Genomic DNA, 24,576 nt, shown 5'->3' with positions numbered 1-24,576 from the left:
GGGCCTGCCCGCCCTCGACCCCGACCTGGCCATGGCGGCGCTGCACCGCGCCCTCCTCGTCGACGAACCCTGCGTCGCGGTCGCGGACATCGACTGGGACCGCTTCCTCCCGACCTTCACCGTCCGCCGCCCCAGCGTGCTCTTCGACGCGTTCGCCCCGGCCCCGGAACAGCCCGCGGGGCGGAGCCGCGAGGGCGGCGACGCCGCACTGCGGGAGCGGCTGCGGCCGCTGAACGCGCAGGACCGGCGCCGTCACCTGCTGGAACTCGTCCGCACCGAGGCGGCGGCGGCCCTGGGCCACACCGACCTCACCGCCATCGAACCGGAACGCGCCTTCCGCGACCTCGGGTTCGACTCGCTCACCGCCGTCGAGTTCCGCGACCGGCTGCAGGCGGCGACCGGCCTGTCCCTCGCGGCGACGCTGGTCTTCGACCAGCCGACCGCCGCCGTGCTCACCGACTTCCTCGTCGACGAACTGATGGGCACGGACCGGCAGGACGCGCTGCCCGCACGCACCCGTGAACCCCTGGACGAGCCCGTCGCCGTCGTCGCCATGAGCTGCCGCTTCCCCGGCGGCGCCACGGACCCGGAGGCGCTGTGGCGTCTCCTCGCCGACGGCTCCGACGCCATCACCCCCTTCCCCGCCGACCGCGGCTGGGAGCTGGACGGCCTCGACCCCGCCGAGACGGGCGGGCTCGGTACCCGCTTCGCCCGTGCGGGCGGATTCGTGGACGGCGCCGCCGAGTTCGACGCCGGTTTCTTCGGCATCTCGCCGCGCGAGGCGCTGGCCATGGACCCGCAGCAGCGGCTGCTGCTGGAGACCGCGTGGGAGGCCCTGGAGCGCGGCGGCATCGCGCCCATGTCGCTGAAGGGCGACCGGGTCGGCGTGTTCGTCGGCGCCGGAACCTCCGGCTACCTCAGCAACGTGCACGAGGTGCCCGAGGGCGTCGGCGGCCACCTCATCACCGGCAACTCGGGCAGCGTCCTGTCCGGGCGCGTGGCCTACGCGCTGGGGCTGGAGGGCCCGGCCGTCACCGTCGACACGGCCTGTTCCTCCTCCCTGGTCGCGCTGCACCTGGCCGCGAACGCGCTGCGGTCGGGCGAGTGCTCGCTCGCCCTCGCCGGCGGCGTCACCGTCATCGCCAGCCCGGACGCGTTCATCGACTTCGCCCAGCAGGGCGGCCTCGCGGGCGACGGCCGCTGCAAGCCGTTCTCCGACGACGCCGACGGCACCGGCTGGGGCGAGGGCGCGGGCCTCCTGCTCGTCGAACGCCTCTCCGACGCCCGGCGGAACGGGCACCCGGTGCTCGCCGTCATCCGTGGCTCCGCCGTCAACCAGGACGGCGCCTCCAACGGCCTGACCGCGCCGAACGGTCCGTCGCAGCAGCGCGTCATCCGGCAGGCCCTCGCCGAGGCCGGGCTCGCGCCCCACGACGTGGACGCCGTCGAGGCGCACGGCACCGGCACCTCGCTCGGCGACCCGATCGAGGCCCAGGCGATCCTCGCCACCTACGGCCGCGACCGGGACGCCGCGCGTCCGCTGTGGCTCGGGTCGGTCAAGTCCAACCTCGGGCACACCCAGGCCGCGGCCGGCGTCGCCGGCCTGATGAAGATGGTCCTGGCCCTGCAGCACGAGACGCTGCCGAAGTCCCTGCACGTCGGCGAGCCCTCGACGCACGTGGACTGGTCGGCCGGAGCCGTCGAACTCCTCGCCGACGCCCGCGCCTGGCCGCGTACGGACACCGCACGACGTGCGGGCGTCTCCGCGTTCGGCGTCAGCGGCACCAACGCGCACGTCATCCTCGAAGAGGCCCCCGAGCAGGCGGCCGAGGACGACACGACGGGCACCGCGACGCCCCTTCCCGTCGTGCCGTGGGTGCTGTCCGCCCGTGCCCCCGAGGCGCTCGCCGACCAGGCCGGACGTCTGCTCGACGGCACGGACGCCCTGTCCGCGGGCGACGTCGCCCTGTCGCTGGCCACCACCCGCACCGCCCTCGAACAGCGCGCGGCCGTGCTCGGCGCGGACGAGGCCGAACTCCGCGCGGGCCTGACGGCGCTGGCTGCCGGAGAGGGCGCCGCCGGCCTGGTCCAGGGCGTCGTGGACGGCGGCCTGACCGCGTTCGTGTTCTCCGGCCAGGGCGGTCAGCGGGCCGGCATGGGCCGTGAACTCGCCGCCGCCTTCCCCACGTTCGCCACCGCCCTGGACGAGGTGTGCGCGGAGTTCGACGGCCTGCGCGACGTGATGTTCACCGACCCGGACGGTGTGCTGAAGCAGACCGGCTGGGCACAGCCCGCGCTGTTCGCCGTCGAGGTCGCGCTCTTCCGCCTGCTGCAGTCCTGGGGCGTACGGCCGGACCACCTCGCCGGCCACTCCGTCGGCGAACTGGCCGCCGCGCACGTCGCCGGCGTCCTGTCACTGGCGGACGCCTGCACGCTGGTCACCGCCCGCGCGTCGCTGATGCAGGCGCTGCCCGACGGCGGCGCGATGTGGGCCGTCCGGGCCGCACCGGCAGACGTGGAGCCGCACCTCGTCGAGGGCGTGTCCGTCGCCGCCGTGAACGCCCCCGCCCAGGTCGTCGTCTCCGGCGCCCGCGAGGCCGTCGAACAGGTCGCCGCGGCGCTCGCCGACCGTGACGGACGGTGGCTGGAGGTCAGCCACGCCTTCCACTCGGTCCTGATGGACCCGATGCTGGAGGACTTCCGGCAGGTCGCCGCCCGCCTCACCTACGACCGCCCCACCATCCCCCTCGTCTCCACCCTCACCGGCGAGCCGGTCGAGGAGTTCACCGCCGACTACTGGGTCGACCAGGTGCGCGGCACCGTCCGCTTCGCCGACGCCGCCGCACGGCTCGCCGCGCTCGGCGCGACCCGGTTCCTGGAGGTCGGACCCGACGCGAGCCTGGTCGCCGCCGTCACCGAGACCTGCGGCGACGACGTGCAGGCCGGATCGCTGCTGCGCCGCGACCGGTCCGAGCCGCAGACGGCCGTCACCGCCCTCGCCCGCCTCTGGGCGCACGGCGGCACCGTCGACTGGGAGGCGTTCCACGCCCCCGCCCGCGCCCGCACCGTCGGCCTGCCCACCTACCCCTTCCAGCGGCGCCGCTACTGGCTCGAGGGCGGCAGCGGCCCGCTGCACGTCGGCGCCATCGGCGCCGACCCCGTCCAGCACCCGCTGCTCGGCGCCGCGGTGGAGCTCTCCGACGGCGGCGGCCACGTCCTCACCGGCCGCCTCTCCACCAGCGTCCAGCCCTGGCTCGCCGGTCACCGCGTCGCCGACGAGGCCGTGTTCCCCGGCACCGGCTACCTCGAACTGGCCGTCGCCGCGGGCGACCAGCTCGGCTGCGCGCGCATCGAGGAACTCCTCCTCGAAGCCCCCCTCGTCCTCCCCGCGGACGGCGCCGTCCGGCTCCAGGTCGTCGTCGACCCGGCCGACGACCACGGCACCCGCGCGTTCACCATCTCCTCCCGCCCCGAAGGCGCCACGGCCTGGGCCCGCCACGCCCGCGGCACGCTCGCCGGCGCCGGCGGCCGTACACACGACACGCTCGCGGCCTGGCCGCCGCGTGGCGCGGAGCCCGTGGACATCACCGGCCACTACGCGCTGCGCGCGGAGAACGGCTTCGGCTACGGCGAGATCTTCCAGGGCCTCACCGCCGTGTGGCGGCGCGACGACGCCCTCTTCGCGGAGGTGGCGCTGGCCGACGAACACCGCGGCGAGGTCGACCGGTTCGGCCTGCACCCCGCCGTCCTCGACGCCGCGCTGCAGACCCTCTCCTACGACGCCCGCACGGCCGGCCGCGCCATGCTGCCGTTCTGCTGGAACGACGTGACGCTGCACGCCACCGGAGCGTCGCTGCTGCGCGTCGCCGTCACCCCGTCCGGCGCCGACGGCTACGCCGTGACCGTCGCCGACACCTCCGGCGAAGTGGTCCTCACCGCCGACGCACTGACGCTGCGGCCCTTCACCGCCGCACAGCTCACCGCCGGCCTGGCGGCCCCGCAGGAGACCGACGCCCCCCGCCCGTCCCGCACCCCGGCCCGCCGCAAGGCGGCCGCCGCGGTGTCCGGCGGCGGCAACGCGCTCCGCACCCGCCTGGAGGCGCTGCCCGCCGACGAGCAGCGGGCCGCGCTGATGGAGATCGTCGGCCGCCGCGCCGCCATCGTCCTCGAACAGCCGGCCGGGCAGACCCTCGGCGAACATCTGCCGTTCCGCGACCTCGGGTTCACCTCGCTCACCGCCGTCGAACTGCGGGAGGCGCTGTCCGAGGAGACCGGGCTGAGGCTGCCGGCCACCCTCGTCTTCGACTACCCCACGCCCCGCACCCTCGTCGACCACCTGCTCGAGCAGCTGCTGGGCGGCGGCCCCGACACCGCCGACGCCGCGCCGCAGGGTCGCTCGGCGGTCCTCGCCGACGACCCCATCGCCATCATCGGCATGAGCTGCCGCTACCCCGGCGGCGTGCAGAACGCCCAGGAGCTGTGGGACCTGGTGGCCACCGGCACCGACGCCGTGTCCGGCTTCCCCACCGACCGCGGCTGGGACCTGGACGCCCTCTACGACCCGGACCCCGACAACCCCGGCACCTGCTACGTGCACGAGGGCGGATTCCTGCACGACGCCAGCCGGTTCGACGCCACCTTCTTCGGCATCAGCCCGCGCGAGGCCGTGGCCATGGACCCGCAGCAGCGCCTGCTGCTGGAGACGTCCTGGGAGGCCATGGAACACGCCGGGCTCGACGCGAACGGGCTGCGCGGCAGCCGGACGGGCGTCTTCGCCGGTGTCACCTACCAGGACTACGGCGGCCTGCTCAACGCGGCCATCGACGACTTCAGCGGCTTCCTCGGCACCGGCAACTCGCCGAGCGTGCTCTCCGGCCGCGTCGCGTACTCCTTCGGCCTCGAAGGCCCCGCCCTGACCATCGACACCGCCTGCTCCTCGTCGCTGGTCGCCCTGCACTCCGCGTGCCAGGCGCTGCGCGAGGGCGACTGCTCCATGGCACTCGCGGGCGGCGTCACCGTCATGTCGACGCCCATCTCGCTGGTCGAGTTCAGCCGCCAGCGGGCCCTCGCCAAGGACGGCCGCTGCAAGCCGTTCTCCGAGGACGCCGACGGCGCCAGCTGGGCCGAGGGCGCGGGCATGCTGCTGCTGGAACGCCTCTCCGACGCCCGGAAGAACGGCCACCGCGTGCTCGCCGTCGTCAAGGGCGGCGCGGTCAACCAGGACGGCGCGTCCAACGGCCTGACGGCGCCGAACGGTCCGTCGCAGCAGCGCGTCATCCGCCACGCCCTCGCCAACGCCGGCCTCCAGCCGTCCGACATCGACGTCGTGGAGGCGCACGGCACCGGCACCTCGCTCGGCGACCCGATCGAGGCGCAGGCCGTCCTCGCCACCTACGGCCAGGACCGGCCCGAGGGGCGGCCGCTGTGGCTCGGCTCGATCAAGTCCAACATCGGCCACGGACAGGCCGCGGCGGGTGTCGCGGGCGTCATCAAGATGGTGTCGGCGATGCGGCACGGCGTCATGCCCAAGTCGCTGCACGTCGGCGAGCCCACCTCGCACGTCGACTGGTCCGACGGCGACGTGGAACTGCTGGCCGAGGCGCGGGAATGGCCCGAGACCGGCCGTCCGCGCCGGGCGGGCGTCTCCGCGTTCGGCATGAGCGGCACCAACGCACACGTGATCCTGGAGCAGGCACCGGCGGAGGACCCCGTCGCACCGGCCGCCGACACGGAGCCGGGCGTAGCCCCGGCCGCCGTGCCGTGGCTGGTCTCCGCCCGCAGCGACGCCGCACTCAAGGGCCAGGCGGCTGCGCTGGCGCCGCTGGCGCAGGGCGACGCGGACGCGGCGGCGGTGGGCTGGTCCCTGGCCACCGCACGGTCCCGGTTCGAGCAGCGGGCCGTGGTGACGGGTGACCTCGCGGCGGGGCTTGCGGCGTTGGCTGAGGGTGAGCCTGCGGACGGTGTGGTCTCGGGTGTGTCGGGGCCTGTGGGGCGGACGGCGTTCGTGTTCCCGGGTCAGGGTGCGCAGTGGGTCGGTATGGGTGCTGATCTGCTGGAGTCCTCGCCGGTGTTCGCTGGGTCGGTGGCGGCGTGTGAGGCGGCGATGTCCGCGCATGTGGACTGGTCGCTGACGGCTGTTCTGCGTGGGGAGGAGGGGTCGCCGTCGTTGGAGCGGGTGGATGTGGTGCAGCCCGCGTCGTTCGCGGTGATGGTGTCCCTTGCGGCGTTGTGGCGGTCGTACGGGGTGGAGCCTGCCGCGGTGATCGGGCATTCGCAGGGGGAGATCGCTGCGGCGTGTGTGGCGGGGATTCTGTCGCTGGAGGACGCGGCGCGCATCGTGTGTCTGCGGAGCAGGGCGATCGCGGAGATCGCGGGCTCTGGTGGCATGGCGTCGGTGGCGGTGTCCGCCGGGCGTGCGGAGGAGTTGATCGCTCCGTTCGAGGGCCGTGTCTCGGTGGCCGCTGTCAACGGACCTGCGCAGGTGGTGGTTTCGGGCGAGGCTGCGGCTCTGGATGAGCTGGGTGTCGTGTGCGAGAAGGCGGAGGTCCGCTTTCGGCGTGTGGCGGTGGACTACGCCTCGCATTCGGCGGCGATGGAGGAGCTGAGGGACGCCCTTGCCGCCGCGCTCGTGGGCGTGACGCCGCAGGCGGGCAGTGTGCCTCTGATGTCGACGGTGTCGGCGGAGTTCGTGGATCCGCTCACGATGGATGCCGACTACTGGTTCACGAATCTGCGGCAGCGGGTGCGGTTCTCCGAGGGCGTCGCGAAGTTGGCGTCTGAGGGTTTCGGGGTGTTCGCGGAGATGTCCTCGCACCCGGTGATGACTTCGGCGGTGGAGGCGACGGTGGACGCCGCGGGTGGTGAACCCGCTGTGGTGACGGGCTCGTTGCGTCGTGAGGACGGTGGCCTGGACCGGTTCCTCGCCGGACTCGCCTCCGTCTGGGTCCGAGGCGTCGAGGTGGACTGGACGGTCGCCTTCGGCGACACCCCGCCGCCGACCGTGGACCTGCCCACCTACGCCTTCCAGCGCCAGTCGTACTGGCCCACGCTCGCCTCGGCCGCGGACGCCTCCGGCTCCGACGGCGGCGGCAGCGTCGTGGACGCCGAGTTCTGGGCCGCAGTCCAGCGCGGCGACGCCGCAGCGCTGGCGACGACGCTGGACACCGACACCTCCGTCCTCGATCCGCTGATGCCGGCCCTCGCGGGCTGGCACCGGCAGCAGCAGGAGCAGAACACCACCGACGGCTGGCGCTACCGCGTCTCCTGGACGCCGCTCTCCCCCGAGGGCACTGCTCTCGCCACGGGCGCCTGGCTCGTCGTTACCACCGACGCCGACACCGACGCCCCCGGCGCATGGGCCGAGGCCGTGGCCGGTGAACTCGCCGCGCGCGGCGCGACCCCGCACCGGCTCCACCTGGACGACGGCCACCTCGACCGGGCCGCGCTGGCTCAGGCCCTGGGGGAGTTCGGCGAACTCGTGGGCGTCGTCTCGCTCCTCGCCCTGGACGGCCGCGACGCGGCCGGACACCCGGGCCTGCCCCTCGGCACCGGCCTGACCTCCGTGCTGCTCCAGGCGCTCGGCGACGCCGGGCTCACCGCGCCCGTGTGGACGCTGACCAGCGGCGCCGTCTCCGTCGCCCGCTGGGACGCCGTCACCGCACCCGCCCAGGCCGCCGTCTGGGGCCTCGGCCGCGTCGCCGCGCTGGAGCACCCGGACCGCTGGGGCGGCCTGGTCGACGTGCCCGGCACGCCCGACGCGCGCGCCGCCCGACGGCTCGTCGACGCCGTCGCCGCAGGCGACGAGGACCAGGTCGCGCTGCGCGCGTCCGGTCTCTTCGGCCGCCGCCTGGTGCGCGCACCGCGCCCGGCCGGCGCGGACACGCAGTGGACGCCGTCCGGCACCGTCCTCATCACGGGCGGTACGGGTGCCCTGGGCGCCCGGGTCGCCCGCTGGGCCGTCGGCAACGGCGCCGCCCACGTGGTGCTGACCAGCCGTCGCGGGCCCGCCGCACCCGGCGCCGACGACCTGCGCCGTGAGCTGGAGGAGGGCGGCGCCGCCGTCACCGTCGCCGCCTGCGACACCGCCGACCGCGCGCAGGTCGCCGCCGTACTGGCCGCGATCCCGGCCGACCGGCCGCTCACCGCCGTGGTCCACGCGGCCGGTGTGCTGGACGACGGCATCCTCGACGCGCTCACCCCCGACCGCATCGCCGGCGTCATGGCGCCCAAGGCCGGGGCCGCGCTGATCCTGGACGAGCTGACCGCGGACCTGGACCTGGACGCGTTCGTGCTGTTCGCCTCCACCGCCGGCATCTGGGGCGGTCCCGGACAGGCCAACTACGCCGCGGCCAACGCCGTACTCGACGCGGTCGCCGAACACCGCCGCGCCCACGGCCGCGCCGCGACCTCCCTCGCCTGGGGCCCGTGGGCCGACGCGGGCATGGCCGACAGCGCCGCCGTCGAGGCACGGCAGCGCAAGGGCGGCGTGTACTCCCTCGCGCCCGACTCCGCGATGACGGTGCTCCAGCAGACCGTCGCCGACGGCGACCCGACGCTGACCGTCGCCGGCATCGACTGGGAGAAGTACGCGCCCGCGTTCACCGCCACCCGCCGCAGCGTGCTGCTCGACCAGATCCCCGAGGCGCGCAAGGCTCTGGACGCCGTCGCCGACGACGGAACGCCCGGCACGCCCGACGGGCTCGCCTCCCACCTGGCCGGACTCTCCGAGGCGGAGCGGGACCGCGAACTCCTGGACCTGGTGCGCAAGCACGTGGCGGGAGTCCTCGGCTTCGCCTCCCCGTCCGACGTCGAGTCCAGTGCCGTGTTCTCCGCCATCGGCTTCGACTCGCTGACCGCCGTCGACCTGCGCAACAGGCTCGGCATGGTCACCGGCCTGCGCCTCCCGGCGACGCTGATCTTCGACTTCCCGACGCCGCAGGCGCTGATGCGCCACCTGCGCACGGAACTGGTCGGCTCCTCCGCCGAACAGCTTCCCGCGACCACCACGGCCGCGCCCGTCGCCGCATCGGCCGCGACCGGCGACGACCCGATCGCCATCGTCGGCATGAGCTGCCGCCTCCCCGGCGGCGTCGGCTCGCCGGAGGCGTTCTGGCGGCTGCTGTCCGAAGGCGTCGACGCCATCTCCGACTTCCCCGCCGAACGCGGCTGGGACGTCGACGGCGTCTACAGCGACGACAAGGACAAGGCCGGCACCACCTACACCCGGCACGGCGGATTCGTCGACGGCATCGCCGACTTCGACTCCACCCTGTTCGGCGTCAACCCGCGCGAGGCGCTCTCCATGGACCCGCAGCAGCGTCTGCTGCTGGAGGCCGTGTGGGAGGCGGCCGAGCGCTCCGGCATCGACCCGCTGTCCCTGGCAGGCAGCCGCACCGGCATGTTCGCCGGCAGCAACGGCTCCGACTACGGCGGCCTGCTCCTGTCCCAGCCGCAGGGCGCGGACGGCTACTTCATGACCGGCAACGCCGCCAGCGTGCTCTCCGGGCGCATCGCCTACAGCCTCGGGCTGGAGGGCCCGGCGGTCACCGTGGACACGGCCTGCTCCTCCTCCCTGGTCGCGCTGCACCTGGCGGCGCAGGCGCTCCGCGCCGACGAGTGCTCGCTCGCGCTCGCCAGCGGCGTCACGCTCATCTCCACCCCGTCGCCGTTCGTGCAGTTCAGCCGCCAGCACGGCCTCGCCGTCGACGGCCGCTGCAAGGCGTTCTCCGACGACGCCGACGGCACCGGATGGGCCGAGGGCGTGGGCGTGCTGGTGCTGGAACGCCTCTCCGACGCCCGCCGCAACGGCCACACCGTGCTCGCCCTCGTCACCGGCTCCGCCACCAACCAGGACGGCGCGTCCAACGGCCTGACCGCGCCCAACGGCCCCTCCCAGCAGCGGGTCATCCGGCAGGCCCTCGCGACCGCCGGGCTCACGCCCGCCGACGTCGACGCCGTCGAGGCGCACGGCACCGGCACCTCGCTCGGCGACCCGATCGAGGCGCAGGCCCTCCTCGCCACCTACGGGCAGGGCCGGGACGCCGGCACGCCGCTGTGGCTCGGCTCGGTGAAGTCCAACATCGGTCACACGCAGGCCGCGGCGGGTGTCGCGGGCGTCATGAAGATGGTGCTCGCCATGCGGCACGAGAAGCTGCCGAAGTCCCTGCACATCTCCGCACCGTCCAGCCACATCGACTGGTCGGCGGGCGCCGTTGAACTCCTCGCGGAGTCCCGTCCGTGGGAGCGCACCGACAGGCCGCGACGCGCCGGTGTGTCCTCGTTCGGGATCAGCGGCACCAACGCCCACGTCATCATCGAGGAGGCCCCGGCAGAGAGCACCGAGGAGGCCGCGGACCGCACCGGCACGCCGCTTCCCGCCCTGCCGTGGCCGGTGTCGGCCAAGACCGCCGCCGGACTCGCCGAACAGGCGGGCAGGCTGCTCGCCGGCCCGGCCGCCGACGGCTCCGGCGCCGACCCCCTCGACGTGGCCTTCTCCCTGGCCACCACGCGCGCGGCGCTCGACCACCGCGCGGTGGTCGTCGGCGGCGACACCGCCGCACTCCGCGCCGGACTGGAGGCGCTGACCACCGGCGAGAACGCCACCGGCCTGGTCCGCGACGCCGTCGCCGGCGAGGGCCTGACGGCGTTCGTGTTCTCCGGCCAGGGCGGCCAGCGCGCCGGAATGGGCCGCGAACTCAGCCAGGCGTTCCCCGTCTTCGACGACGCGCTGCACGAGGTCTGCGCCCACTTCGACGCCGTCCTCGACCGCCCGCTGCGCGAGGTGATGTTCGACGACCCGGACGGCCTGCTGCGGCAGACCGGTTGGGCGCAGCCCGCGCTCTTCGCGGTCGAGGTGGCCCTGTTCCGCCTCGCCGAATCCTGGGGCCTGCGCCCGGACTACCTCGCGGGCCACTCCGTCGGCGAGCTGGCCGCGGCGCACGTCGCAGGCGTCCTCACCCTCCAGGACGCCTGCGCGCTGGTCACCGCCCGCGCCACGCTGATGCAGGCGCTGCCCGACGGCGGCGCCATGTGGGCGGTGCGCGCCACCCCTGAGGAGGTCGAACCGCATCTGGTGGACGGCGCGTCGATCGCCGCCGTCAACGCCCCTGGCCAGGTCGTCGTCTCCGGCGCCCGCGAGGCCGTCGAGCAGGTCGCCTCGGTGCTGGGGGAGGGGCGGCAGTCGCGTTGGCTGGAGGTCAGCCACGCCTTCCACTCCGTCCTGATGGACCCGATGCTGGAGGAGTTCCGCAAGGCTGCCGCCGGCATCGCCATGGAACGCCCCCGCATCCCCGTCGTCTCGACCCTCACCGGCGAACCCGTGCGGGAGTTCACCGCCGACTACTGGGTGGACCAGCTGCGCGGCACCGTCCGCTTCGCGGACGCCGCGGCACGCCTCGCCGCCGAAGGCGTCACCCGGTTCGTCGAACTCGGCCCGGACGCCTCCCTCGTCGGCGCCGTGGAGGAGACCAGCGACGACGCGCTCGCCGTGGCTCTCCTGCGCCGCGACCGCTTCGAACCGGAGACCACCGTCACCGCTCTCGCCCGGCTGTGGGCGCACGGCGGCACGGTCGACTGGGCGGCGTTCTTCGCCCCCACCCCGGCCCGCGTCACCGGCCTGCCCACGTACGCCTTCCAGCACCGGTCGTTCTGGCCGGAACCGGCCGTGGCCCCGCGCGGCGACGTCACCGCCGCCGGGCTCAGCGACGCCGGACACCCGCTGCTGGGCGCCGCGGTCACCCTCGCCGGTGACGGCGGAACCCTCTTCACCAGCCGGCTCAGCCTGCGCGACCACGCCTGGATCGCCGACCACGACGTCCTGGGCACGGTCCTCTTCCCCGGCACCGGCTTCCTGGAGCTGGCGCTGCGGGCGGCGGCCGAGGTCGACTGCGACCAGGTCGAGGAACTCACCCTCGCCGCGCCGCTGATGATGCCGCAGGACGGCGCCGTGCAGCTCCAGCTCGCCGTCGGCGCCCCCGACCCCTCCGGACTGCGCACCGTGCAGATCCACTCCCGGGCCGAGGGCGCCACGCCCGGCACCCCGTGGACGCTGCACGCCACCGGCACTCTCGGCGACGCCCCCGCGGCGGAGGAGCCGGACGCCCTCGCCGCCTGGCCGCCGCCCGGCGCCGAACCCCTCGACGTCTCCGGCTTCTACGACATGTACCTCCAGGGCGGCTTCACCTACGGCCCGTCCTTCCGGGGACTCCGCCAGGCCTGGCGGGCCGGCGACGACGTGTACGCCGAGATCTCGCTGCCCGCCGAGTTCGACGCGGAGACCGCCCGCTACGGCATCCACCCGCCGCTGCTCGACGCGGCCGTGCAGGCGCTGACGTTCATCGCCCTGGACGGCAGCGGCGAGAGCAGGCTGCCGTTCTCCTGGTCCGGCGTCTCGCTGTACGCCTCCGGCGCGTCCGCGCTGCGCGTGCGGCTGGCCCAGTCCGGCCCGGACGCGCTGAGCATGGACATCGCCGACGGCACCGGCCGCCCGGTCGCCGCCGTGGAGTCGCTGGCCATGCGGCAGGTCTCCGCCGCGCAGCTGCGGCCGGCCGGAAACGCCTACCCCGACGCGATGTTCCAGCTCGACTGGTCCCCGGCCCAGGTCGGCGGGGACGGCGCGACCGACACCGCGGCCTGGGCCGTGCTCGGCGCCGACAGCCTCGGCCTGACCGACGCCCTCGGCGCCCGTCCCGTCGCGGACCTCGCCGACCTCGCCGCGTCCGACGCCCCCGCCGTGGTGCTGGTGCCCTGCGCCGGCGTCACCGGGGACGACCCGGACCCGGACGCCATGGCCGGCGCGGCACGGCGGCTGTCCCACGACGTGCTGGCACTGCTCCAGCAGTGGCTCGCCGACAGCCGGTACGGGCGCAGCGAGCTGGTGTTCGTCACCCGCGGCGCCGTCGCCCCCGACGAGGCCGAAGGGCTCGCCGACCCGGCCGCCGCCACCGTGTGGGGCCTCGTACGGTCCGCGCAGACCGAGGAACCCGGCCGGTTCCGGCTCGTCGACCTCGACGACGCCACCCGGGCCGCCGCCCTGCTGCCGGATGTCCTGGCCTCCGACGAGACCCAGGTCGCCGTCCGCGGCGGCACGGTCCGCGCCGCCCGCCTGACGCGGCTGACCGGCGCCTCGGACGACGGAGCGCTGCTCCCGCCCGCCGACACCGGAACCTGGCGTCTGGACACCACCGGCCGCGGCTCGCTGGCCCACCTCACCCTCGCCCCCGACGACGCGCTGCGCGAGCCGCTCGCTCCCGAGCAGGTACGGGTGTCCGTACGGGCCGCCGGCCTCAACTTCCGCGACGTGCTCAACGCCCTCGACATGTACCCCGGCGACCCCGGCCCGATGGGCGTCGAGGGCGCGGGCGTCATCACCGAGACCGGCTCCGGCGTCACCGGCTTCCGGCCCGGCGACCGCGTCCTGGGCATGTTCGGCAAGGCGTTCGGCCCGGTGTCCGTCGCAGACCACCGCATGATCGCGCGGATGCCGGACGACTGGTCCTTCGAACAGGCCGCGTCCGCGCCGATCGTGTTCCTCACCGCCTACTACGGCCTGGTCGAGCTCGCCAAGCTGCGGCCCGGCGAGTCGGTGCTGGTGCACGCCGCCGCGGGCGGCGTCGGCATGGCCGCCACCCAGATCGCGCGCCACCTCGGCGCCGACGTGTTCGGCACCGCGAGCGCACCCAAGCAGGACACCCTGCGCGCCCAGGGACTCGCCGACGACCACATCGCCTCCTCCCGCGACCTCGGCTTCGAGGACCGGTTCCGGGCCGTGGCCGAGGGCGGTCGTGTGGACGTCGTCCTCAACTCCCTCGCCGGGGAGTACGTCGACGCGTCGCTGCGCCTCCTCACCACCGGAGGCCGCTTCCTGGAGATGGGCAAGACCGACGTCCGCACGCCCGAGGCCGTCGAGGAGAGCCACCCCGGCGTCGGCTACCACGCCTTCGACCTCGTCGAGGCCGGTGCCGAACGCATCGGGGAGATGCTGGCCGAGGTGCTCCGCCTCATCGGCGAAGGCGCCCTCACCCCGCTGCCGACGAAGACCTGGGACGTCCGCCGCGCCCCCGAGGCGTACCGGTACGTGCAGCAGGCCAAGCACATCGGCAAGGTCGTGCTCACCATGCCGAAGCCGATCGACCCGGACGGCACCGTCCTGGTCACCGGCGGCACCGGCGGCCTCGGCCGCTACGTCGCCCGCCACCTGGTGCAGCAGCACGGTGCCCGCCACCTGCTGCTCACCAGCCGGCGCGGAGAGGCGGCCGAGGGGGCGCTCGCGTTCCGGGACGAACTCGCCGCGCTCGGCGCCACCGTCACCCTCGACGCCTGCGACGCCGCCGACCGGGACGCGCTCCGCGCCACCCTGGGCCGCGTCCCCGCCGACCACCCGCTCACCGCCGTGGTGCACGTCGCCGGAGTCGTCGACGACGGCGTCCTCTCCGCCCTCGACCCCGGCCGGATGGACACCACCCTGCGGCCCAAGATGGACGCCGCGCTCAACCTGTACGCCCTCACCCGCGACGCCGACCTGGCCGCCTTCGTGCTCTTCTCCGGAGCCGCCGGCACCTTCGGCGGCGCCGGACAGGGCAACTACGCGGCGGCCAACGCCTTCGTCGACGAGTTCGCCCGCTGGGCACGCCACCGCGGCACCCCCGCCGTGGCGCTGGCCTGGGGGCCGTGGGTCGCCGACCGCGGCATGACCGGTCACCTCACCGAGACCGACTTCGCCCGCATGGCGCAGGCCGGCCTCCGGCCGCTCGGCGAACAGCAGGGCATGGCGCTGCTCGACTTCGCGCTCCGCGCCGACCGGGCCGCGGTGCTCCCCATGCGGTTCGACGCCGGCTCCGCCGCGGGCGGCGACGGCCCCGTGCCGCCGCTGCTGCGCGCCCTCGCCGGTACGTCCACCCGCCGCACGGCCGCCTCCGCCCCCGCGGCGGCGCAGCCGGACACCGCGGACCTGCGCCGCACCCTGGGCGCCCTGCCCGCCGACGAACGGGTCGACCACCTGGTGGACCTGGTCTGCGCCGAGGCCGCCGCCGTCCTGGGACACGGCTCGGCCGACGAGGTCGATCCCGATCAGGCCTTCAACGACGCGGGCTTCGACTCCCTGACCGCCATCGAGCTGCGCAACCGGATGAACTCCCTCACCGGCAGCCGGCTCCCGGCCACGCTGATCTTCGACTACCCGACGCCTGTGGCGCTCGCCGAGTACGTGTGCGCCGCGCTCGACCCGGGCGACGGGGCCGGCGACGGCGAGGGAACGGCCGGCCCGGCGGGCGAGGGGGCGGGTGCAGCGGCGACCGCGACGGACGCCTCGGCACTCGACGAGATCGCCCGGCTGGAGAAGCTGCTCGACCACCTGGCCGCGGGCGGCGGCGTGAACGGGGCGGTCGGGGAGCGCCTCGGCGCGCTGGCGGCCAAGTGGTCCGCGCACGCCGCGCCGGCCACCACCGTCCCGGAGGCGGCGGACCACGGCGACGAGGACGACGAACTGGAATCGGCGACGGCCGACGAACTCTTCAAGCTGATCGACGGCGAGTTCGGCGGCACGTCTTGAGCGAGGACAAGGTTGTGGGCAACTCCGACGGCGAGCAGAAGCTGCTCGACTACCTCAAGAAGGTCACCGGCGACCTCCGCCAGGCGCACCGGCGGCTGCGCGACCTGGAGGCCGCGAACAACGAGCCCATCGCCGTCATCGGGATGAGCTGCCGCTTCCCCGGCGACGTGCGCACGCCGGAGGACCTGTGGGAGCTCCTCGCCGACGGCGGCGACGGCATGGGTGCCTTCCCCGTCGACCGCGGCTGGGACCTGGAGGCGCTCTACAACGCCGACCACACGCAGGCCGGCACCAGCTACACCCGGGTCGGCGGCTTCGTGCACGACGCCACCACCTTCGACGCCGGCTTCTTCGGCATGAGCCCCCGCGAGGCCATGGCCATGGACCCGCAGCAGCGCATGCTGCTCCAGGCGTCCTGGGAGGCGTTCGAGCACGCGGGCATCGACCCGCACGGCCTGAAGAACACCGACACCGGCGTCTTCGTCGGCGCCGCCTCCACCGGCTACGGCACCCACCTCACCGCCCTCCCCGAGGGCGTCGAGGGCTACATGCTCACCGGCAACTCCATGGCCGTCGCCTCCGGCCGCATCGCCTACACCCTCGGGCTGAAGGGCCCGGCCGCCACCATCGACACCGCCTGCTCGTCGTCGCTGGTCGCCCTGCACATGGCCGTGCAGGCGCTGCGCTCCGGCGACTGCTCCCTCGCCCTCGTCGGCGGCGTCACCGTCATGTCGACGCCCGGCATGTTCCTGGAGTTCAGCCGCCAGCAGGGCCTCGCCACCGACGGCCGGTGCAAGGCGTTCTCCGACGACGCCGACGGCACCGGCTGGAGCGAGGGCGTCGGCCTGATCGTCCTCGGCAAGCTCTCCGACGCGCGCAAGCACGGTCACCGCGTCCTCGCCGTCGTCAAGGGCTCCGCCATCAACCAGGACGGCGCGTCCAACGGCCTCACCGTCCCCAACGGCCCCTCCCAGCAGGGCGTCATCTCGCAGGCGCTGGCCGGCGCCGGGCTGAAGGCGTCCGAGGTGGACGCCGTCGAGGCGCACGGCACCGGTACGTCCCTCGGCGACCCGATCGAGGCGCACGCCCTGCTCGCGACGTACGGGCAGGACCGGGAGGCGGACCGTCCGCTGTGGCTGGGGTCGGTCAAGTCCAACATCGGTCACACCCAGGCCGCGGCGGGCGTCGCGGGCGTGATGAAGATGATCCTCGCCCTCCAGCACGAACAGCTGCCGAAGTCCCTGTACGTCGGCACGCCCTCCACCCACGTCGACTGGTCGGCGGGCGCGGTGGAACTGCTCGCGGAGTCCCGCCCGTGGACCCGTACCGACGAGCGCCCGCGGCGGGCCGGCGTGTCCTCGTTCGGCATCAGCGGCACCAACGCCCACGTGATCATCGAGGAGCCCCCGGCGGAGGAACCGGCCGAGCAGGACGGCGCCGCCGTCCCACCGCCGGTCGTTCCGTGGCTGCTCACCGCCCGGCAGCCCGAGGCCCTGCCCCGGCTCGCCGCACGTCTGCGCACCTCCCTCGCCGCCCGGCCGGACACCGCGCCCGCGGCCGTCGGCCGCACCCTGGCCACCCACCGCGCCGTGTTCGAACAGCGCGCCGTCGTGCTCGCGACCGACACGGACTCCGCACTCGCTCAACTCGACGCCCTCGCGGGGGACAAGCCGTCCCCGCACGTCCTCCGCGGGACCGCGGCACGCGGAGGCGGCCGTGCGCGCGGGCGTACGGCGTTCGTGTTCTCGGGGCAGGGTGGTCAGCGTGCGGGGATGGGGCGTGAACTCGCGGCTGTGTTCCCGGTGTTCGCCGAGGCGCTGGGGGAGGTGTGTGCGCACTTCGAGGGTCTGCGTGAGGTGATGTTCGAGGACGTGGACGGTGTGCTGCGGCAGACGGGGTGGGCGCAGCCGGCGTTGTTCGCGGTCGAGGTGGCGCTGTTCCGCCTCGCCGAGTCGTGGGGAGTGAAGCCGGACTATCTGGCCGGGCATTCCGTGGGTGAGCTGGCGGCCGCGCACGTCGCGGGGGTGTTGTCGCTGGCGGATGCGTGTGCGCTGGTGAAGGCGCGGGCGTCGTTGATGCAGGCGCTGCCGGAGGGCGGCGCGATGTGGGCGGTGCGCGCCACCCCGGAGGAGGTCGAGCCGCATCTGGTGGAGGGCGTGTCGGTCGCCGCGGTGAACGCGCCGGGTCAGGTCGTGGTCTCCGGTGCCCGGGAGGCCGTGGAGCAGGTGGCGGCCGTGCTGGGGGAGGGGCGGCAGTCGCGGTGGCTGGAGGTCAGTCACGCCTTCCACTCCGTCCTGATGGACCCGATGCTGGAGGACTTCCGCCGCGTCGCGGCAGGCGTCTCCTTCCACCCGGCGCAGACACCGATCGTCTCCACCCTGACCGGGGAGCGGATACGGGAGTTCACCGCCGACTACTGGGTGGACCAGGTGCGCGGCACGGTCCGGTTCGCGGACGCCACGGCACGCCTCCGCGCCGACGGGGTCACCCGCTGCATCGAACTGGGCCCGGACGCGAGCCTGGTCGGCGCGATCGGCGAGACCTGCGAGGACGACGTCCTCGCCGTGGCCGCCCTGCACCGCGACAAGCCGGAGGCACAGGCCGTCCTCGCCGCCGTCTCCCGGCTCTGGACGCACGGCCTCCGCGTGGACTGGGACGCGTTCTTCGCCCCGTCCGGCGCCGAGACCGTCGACCTGCCCACCTACCCTTTCGCCCGCGACCGCTACTGGATGGAGAACCCCGAAGGCGCGCAGCACACGTCCCGCGCCGCCGGCCACCCGGCGGACGCGGAGCTGTGGAACGCGCTCGAGAACGCGGATGCCGAGTCGTTCGCGGCCGAACTGGGCCTCGGCGCCGAATCCTCCCTGCGCGAGGCCCTGCCCGCCCTGTCCGCGTGGCAGAAGCAGCGCCGCGCACGCGCCGAGGTCGACCGCCTCCGCTACGAGATCTCCTGGCGGTCCGTGGTCACCGAGGAGGCCGGGGACGTCTCCGGCGGCTGGCTGATCGTGCAGGCGCAGGGGCCGGAAGAGCCGTGGGCCGACGCCCTGGCCGACGCCCTCGCGGCCCGCGGCGCCCAGGTGAGCCGGCTGGACGTGGCCACCGGCACCGCGTCGCGCGGTGAACTCGCGGACCGACTCGGCGCGTTCGCGGACTGCGGACGCGTGGTGTCGTTCCTCGGCCAGGCCGAGTCGGAGCAGCGCGGCCCGGCGTCCACCATGGTGCTGGTGCAGGCGCTCGCGGACGCCGGAAGCGACGCCCGCCTCTGGGCGGTGACCTCCGGCGCGGTCGCCGGCGGCCCGGGGGAGACGGTGACGCATCCGGTACGGGCCGGTGTCTGGGGCCTCGGCCGTGTGGTGGCGCTGGAGGAGCCCGACCGCTGGGGCGGGCTGGTGGACGTTCCCGACGTACCGGAGAAGGCTGCGGTCGGGCGTCTGGTGGAAGTGCTGGCCGGAGGTGCGGGCGAGGAGGACCAGCTCGCGGTGCGCGGCAGCGCGGTGCTGGGCCGTCGCCTTGCGCCTGCCCGGGAGGCGGAGCAGGTGTGGGTGCCGTCGGGGACGGTGCTGGTCACGGGTGGCACGGGTGCGTTGGGCGCGCGGGTGGCCCGGTGGGTGCTGGAGCGTGGTGCCGAGGGTGTGGTGCTGGTCTCCCGTCGGGGCATGGACGCCCCGGGCGCGAACGAACTCCACGCGCGCCTCACGGAGTTCGGAGCGGTGGACGTCGTCGCCTGTGACGTCGGCGATCCCGCCCAGGTGGAAGACGTGTTCGGCCGGTTCGAGGTGTCGGCGGTCGTGCACTGCGCGGGCGTGCTGGACGACGGTGTGGTGGACGGTCTGACCGCCGACCGGTTGGCGGGTGTGTGGTCCGGGAAGGCGGGCGCGGCCTGGAACCTGCACCGGGTCACCGAGGACCGCGAGCTGGACGCGTTCGTGCTGTTCTCCTCGGCGGCCGGGGTGTGGGGCGGTGCCGGGCAGGGCTCTTACGCTGCCGCCAACGCGGCGCTGGACGCGCTGGCCGACCATCGCCGGGCCCGGGGTCTGCCGGCGGCGTCGGTGGCGTGGGGTCCGTGGGCGGAGGGCGGCATGGCCGCCCAGGACGTGGTGCAGGCGCGCGCGGAGCGCGGCGGTCTCACCCCGCTCGACCCCGAGATCGCCGTCGGGCTGCTGGACTCCGTCGACGGCTGCGTGACCGTCGCCGACGTCGACTGGACGACGTTCGTCCCCGCCGCGACGGCACTCCGTCCCAACACCCTGTGGAAGGAGCTGGCGCCTGCCGCCGCCGCGCCGGCCGCTCCCCGCGCCGCAGGCGGTCTGGCGGAACGGCTGGCCGGTGCCTCGGCCACCGCCCGCCGGTCGACGGTGACCGAGCTGGTGCGCGGCCAGGTCGCCGCCGTGCTCGGCTTCGCCGACCCCTCGGCCGTCGAACTCGGCGTGGCCTTCCGTGAGCTGGGCTTCGACTCGCTCACGGCCGTCGAGCTGCGCAACGCGCTGACCGCCGCGAGTGGCCTGAAGCTGCCCTCCACCCTCGTCTTCGACTACCCGACCGTGGAAGCCCTCGCCGGCCACCTCCTCGGCGAACTGTCCGGAGAGATCGCCGACTCCGCCGAGGCTCCGGTCACCGCCACCGCCGTCACGGGGGACGACCCCGTGGTCGTGGTGGGCATGGGCTGCCGCTTCCCGGGCGGTGTGGACTCCCCGGACGGCCTGTGGACCCTGCTGGCCGACGGTGTCGACGCCATGGGCCCCTTCCCGCTCGACCGCGGCTGGGAGCTCGACCCGCACCTCGGCTCCGGCTTCGTTCCCGTCGGCGGCTTCCTTGACGGCGCCACCGACTTCGACGCCGGTCTGTTCGGCATCTCCCCGCGCGAGGCCCTGGCGATGGACCCGCAGCAGCGCGTGCTGCTGGAGGTGGCCTGGGACTCGCTGGAACGTGCCGGCATCGCCCCGCTGTCGCTGCGGGGGACTCCCGTCGGCGTGTTCGTCGGCACCAACGGCCAGGACTACGGCGCTCTTCTCGCGGCCTCCGCCGAATCCGTCGAGGGCTACGGCGCCACCGGCAACTCCGGCAGCGTGCTGTCCGGCCGCGTCAGTTACGTGCTCGGCCTCGAAGGACCCGCGGTCACCGTGGACACCGCGTGCTCCGCATCCCTGGTCGCGCTGCACCAGGCGGCGCACGCGCTGCGGTCCGGCGAGTGCTCCCTCGCTCTCGCGGGCGGCGTGACCGTGATGTCGACGCCGGGCGCGTTCGCCGAGTTCGCCGCCCAGAGCGGGCTCGCGGGCGACGGCCGGTGCAAGGCGTTCTCCGACGACGCCGACGGCACCGGCTGGGGCGAGGGCGCCGGCGTGCTGGTGCTGGAACGGCTCTCCGACGCCCGCCGCAACGGTCACCACGTCCTGGCGACCGTGCGCGGCTCGGCGGTCAACCAGGACGGGGCGTCCAACGGCCTGACCGCGCCGAACGGTCCGTCGCAGCAGCGCGTCATCCGGCAGGCGCTCGCCCAGGCAGGCGTGCGGGCGTCCGAGGTGGACGCCGTCGAGGCGCACGGCACCGGTACGTCCCTGGGCGACCCGATCGAGGCACAGGCCCTCCTCGCGACGTACGGCAAGGACCGGGAGGCGGACCGTCCGCTGTGGCTGGGGTCGGTGAAGTCCAACCTCGGGCACACGCAGGCCGCGGCGGGCGTCGCGGGCGTCATGAAGATGATCCTCGCGCTGCGGCACGAGACGCTGCCGAAGTCCCTGCACATCGGCGAACCGTCGTCCCACGTGGACTGGTCGAGCGGCGCCGTACGGCTCCTCGCGGACGCCCGCGACTGGCCCGGCACGGACGGCCCCCGCCTCGCGGGCGTGTCGTCCTTCGGCGTCAGCGGCACCAACGCCCACGTGATCATCGGGGGCGCCCCCGTGGCACCGGACGAGGCGCAGAGTGCGGCCGACGGTCCGGCCGCGGAACTGCCCGTCCTTCCGTGGCTGGTCTCCGCGAAGACCGCCGGGGGCGTGGCGTCCCAGGCCGCACGGCTGCTGTCGGCCGTCGACGGACGGCCGGGAGCGGACGTGGGCCTGACGCTGGCGACGGCCCGCTCGGGCCTGGACCACCGCGCCGCCGTGATGGGTGAGGACGCGGCCGAACTGCGCCACGGCCTCGCCGCCCTGGCTGCGGGCGAACCCGCCCCCGGCCTCGTCTCCGGCCAGCCCGTGGACGGGCTCACCGGTTTCGTGTTCTCGGGGCAGGGTGGTCAGCGGGCGGGGATGGGGCGTGAACTCTCCGAGGCGTTCCCGGTGTTCGCGGAGGCGCTGGGGGAGGTGTGTGCGCACTTCGACGGGCTGCGGGCCGTCATGTTCGAGGACCCGGACGGTGTGCTGAAGCAGACCGGGTGGGCGCAGCCCGCGTTGTTCGCGGTGGAGGTGGCGCTGTTCCGTCTCGTCACGTCCTGGGGGGTGAAGCCGGACTACCTCGTGGGTCATTCGGTGGGTGAACTGGCCGCCGCTCATGTGGCGGGGGTGTTGTCGCTGGCGGATGCGTGTGCGCTGGTGAAGGCGCGGGCGTCGTTGATGCAGGCGCTGCCGGAGGGCGGCGCGATGTGGGCCGTCCGTGCCACGCCGGAGGAGGTCGCACCGCACCTCGTCGAGGGCGTCTCGGTCGCCGCCGTGAACGCTCCCGGCCAGGTCGTCGTCTCCGGGGCGCGCGAGGTCGTCGAACAGGTCGCCGGAGCGCTGCCGGAGCTGGACGGTCGGTGGCTGGAGGTCAGCCACGCCTTCCACTCCGCCCTGATGGACCCGATGCTCGACGCGTTCCGCCGCGCCGCCGCGGGGACGGCTTTCCGGCGCCCCGACGTGCCGATCGTCTCCACTCTCACCGGCGACCTGGTCGAGGAGTTCACCGCCGACTACTGGGTGGATCAGGTGCGCGGCACCGTCCGCTTCGCCGACGCCACCGCCCGCGCCCGGGCGCTGGGCGTGTCCCGGTTCCTGGAACTCGGCCCGGACGCGAGCCTGGTCGGCGCGATCGGCGAGGCCTGCGAGGACGGCGCCGTCGCGGTGGCCCTGCTGCGCCGCGAGAAGCCCGAACCGCGTACGGCTGTGACCGCGCTCGCCCGCTTCTGGGCGCACGGCGGCACCGTCGACTGGGCGGCGTACTTCGCCCCCACCGGCGCGCACGCCACCGCGCTGCCCACCTACGCCTTCCAGCGTCAGCGTTACTGGCCGCAGTTCGCCGTGGCGGCTTCTGCCGCCGGCGGGGCGGACGGCACCTTCTGGGAGGCCGTCGAGTCCGCCGACGCGGAACGCTTCGCCGCCGAGTTCGGCATCGACCTGGAAGCGCCGCTGCGGGACACCCTTCCGGCGCTCTCCGCCTGGCAGCAGCGACGGAGGGAACGCGCGGCCGTGGACCGGCTGCGCTACGAGGTTTCCTGGTCCCCGGTCGGCCTCACGGCGGGCACGGTCGTCTCGGGCGACTGGCTGATCGTCGAACGCGACGGCTCGGACGACCCGTGGGCCGCCGCGCTGGGCGAGGAGCTGGCGCGACGTGGCGCGAAGGCCGCCTCGATGCGTCTCACCGCGGCCGACCTGGAACGCGCCCCGCTGGCCGAGCGACTGCGCGAGGCCGGGCACTGCACGCACATCGTCTCCTTCCTCGGGCAGGAGGAGCCGGAGCAGGGCGGCCCGGCGTCCACGATGCTGCTGGTGCAGGCACTCGCCGACGCCGGAAGCGACGCCCGACTGTGGGCGGTGACGTCGGGTGCCGTCTTCGCCGGGCCCGGTGACGCGGTCGCGCACCCCGAACGCGCCGGTGTCTGGGGTCTGGGTCGTGTGGTGGCGCTGGAGGAGCCGGGCCGTTGGGGCGGGCTGGTGGACGTTCCCGAGGCGCCGGAGAAGGGCGCGGTCGGCCGGCTGGCCGAGGTGCTGGCGGGTGCCGCTCCTGGTGAGGACCAGGTCGCGGTGCGCGGCGGCGCGGTGCTGGGGCGTCGGCTTGCGCCTGCCCGGGAGGCGGAGCAGGTGTGGTCGCCGTCGGGGACGGTGCTGGTCACGGGTGGCACGGGTGCGTTGGGCGCGCGGGTGGCCCGGTGGGTGCTGGAGCGTGGTGCCGAGGGTGTGGTGCTGGTCTCCCGTCGGGGCATGGACGCCCCGGGTGCGGCTGAGCTGCGCGACGAGCTGACGCCGCTCGGCCGGGTGGACGTCGTCGCCTGCGACGTCGGCGACCCCGCCCAGGTGAAGGACCTGTTCGGCCGTTTCGACGTCTCGGCGGTCGTGCACTGCGCGGGCGTGCTGGACGACGGTGTGGTGGACGGTCTGACCGCCGACCGGTTGGCGGGTGTGTGGGCGGGGAAGGCGGGCGCCGCCTGGAACCTGCACCGTGCAGCTGAGGGCCGGGAGCTGGACGCGTTCGTGCTGTTCTCCTCCGCGGCCGGCGTGTGGGGCGGTGCCGGGCAGGGCTCGTACGCCGCCGCCAACGCCGCACTGGACGCCCTCGTGGAGCACCGCCGCGCCCAGGGGCTGACCGCGGCCGCGCTCGCCTGGGGCCCCTGGGCGGAGGGCGGCATGGCCGCCGCCGACGTCGTACAGGCCCGCGTGGCGCGCGGCGGCGTGACCCCGCTCGACCCGGACGTCGCCGTGGGCGTGCTGGAGTCGGCGTCCGGCTGCGTCACCGTGGCCGACGTGGACTGGGCGGCGTTCGTGCCCGCCGCGACCGCGCTGCGCCCGAACGCCCTGTGGGAACGGATCGCACCCGCGCACACCCGCGCCCCTGCCGGGCCCGCTGCCGCCGCCGAGGGCGGACTGCGCGCACGCCTCGCGAGTGCGGCCCCGACCGCCCGCAAGGGCATCGTCACCGACGTCGTCCGCGGTCAGGTCGCCGCCGTGCTCGGCTTCGCCGACGCCTCGGCCGTCGAACTCGGCGTCGCCTTCCGCGATCTGGGCTTCGACTCCCTCACCGCCGTCGAACTGCGCAACGCGCTGACCGCCGAGACCGGCCTGAAACTGCCCTCGACCCTCGTCTTCGACTACCCCACGACCCTCGGCCTCGCCGAGTTCCTG

General features: G+C 74.9%; 1 protein-coding gene and 1 pseudogene (1 of these 2 running past the window's edge). Both read left to right on the top strand.

Annotated features, from left to right (window positions below; translation table 11 throughout):
- Window positions 1–15,547 carry the 3' portion of a type I polyketide synthase gene (locus RM572_RS02710; protein WP_311671617.1) on the top strand. 8,633 nt of this gene lie to the left of the window's left edge, so only the last 15,547 of its 24,180 coding nucleotides appear in the window; the start codon falls outside the window, past its left edge; it ends in the stop codon at window positions 15,545–15,547.
- Window positions 15,544–24,576: pseudogene (locus RM572_RS02705) on the top strand (type I polyketide synthase); the annotation flags it as partial. The gene RM572_RS02710 and the pseudogene RM572_RS02705, both read left to right, overlap by 4 nt.

Source organism: Streptomyces hazeniae, assembly GCF_031845485.1.
In the GTDB taxonomy this organism is placed as follows: domain Bacteria; phylum Actinomycetota; class Actinomycetes; order Streptomycetales; family Streptomycetaceae; genus Streptomyces; species Streptomyces hazeniae.
This window is presented reverse-complemented; position numbering and strand designations above follow the sequence as displayed.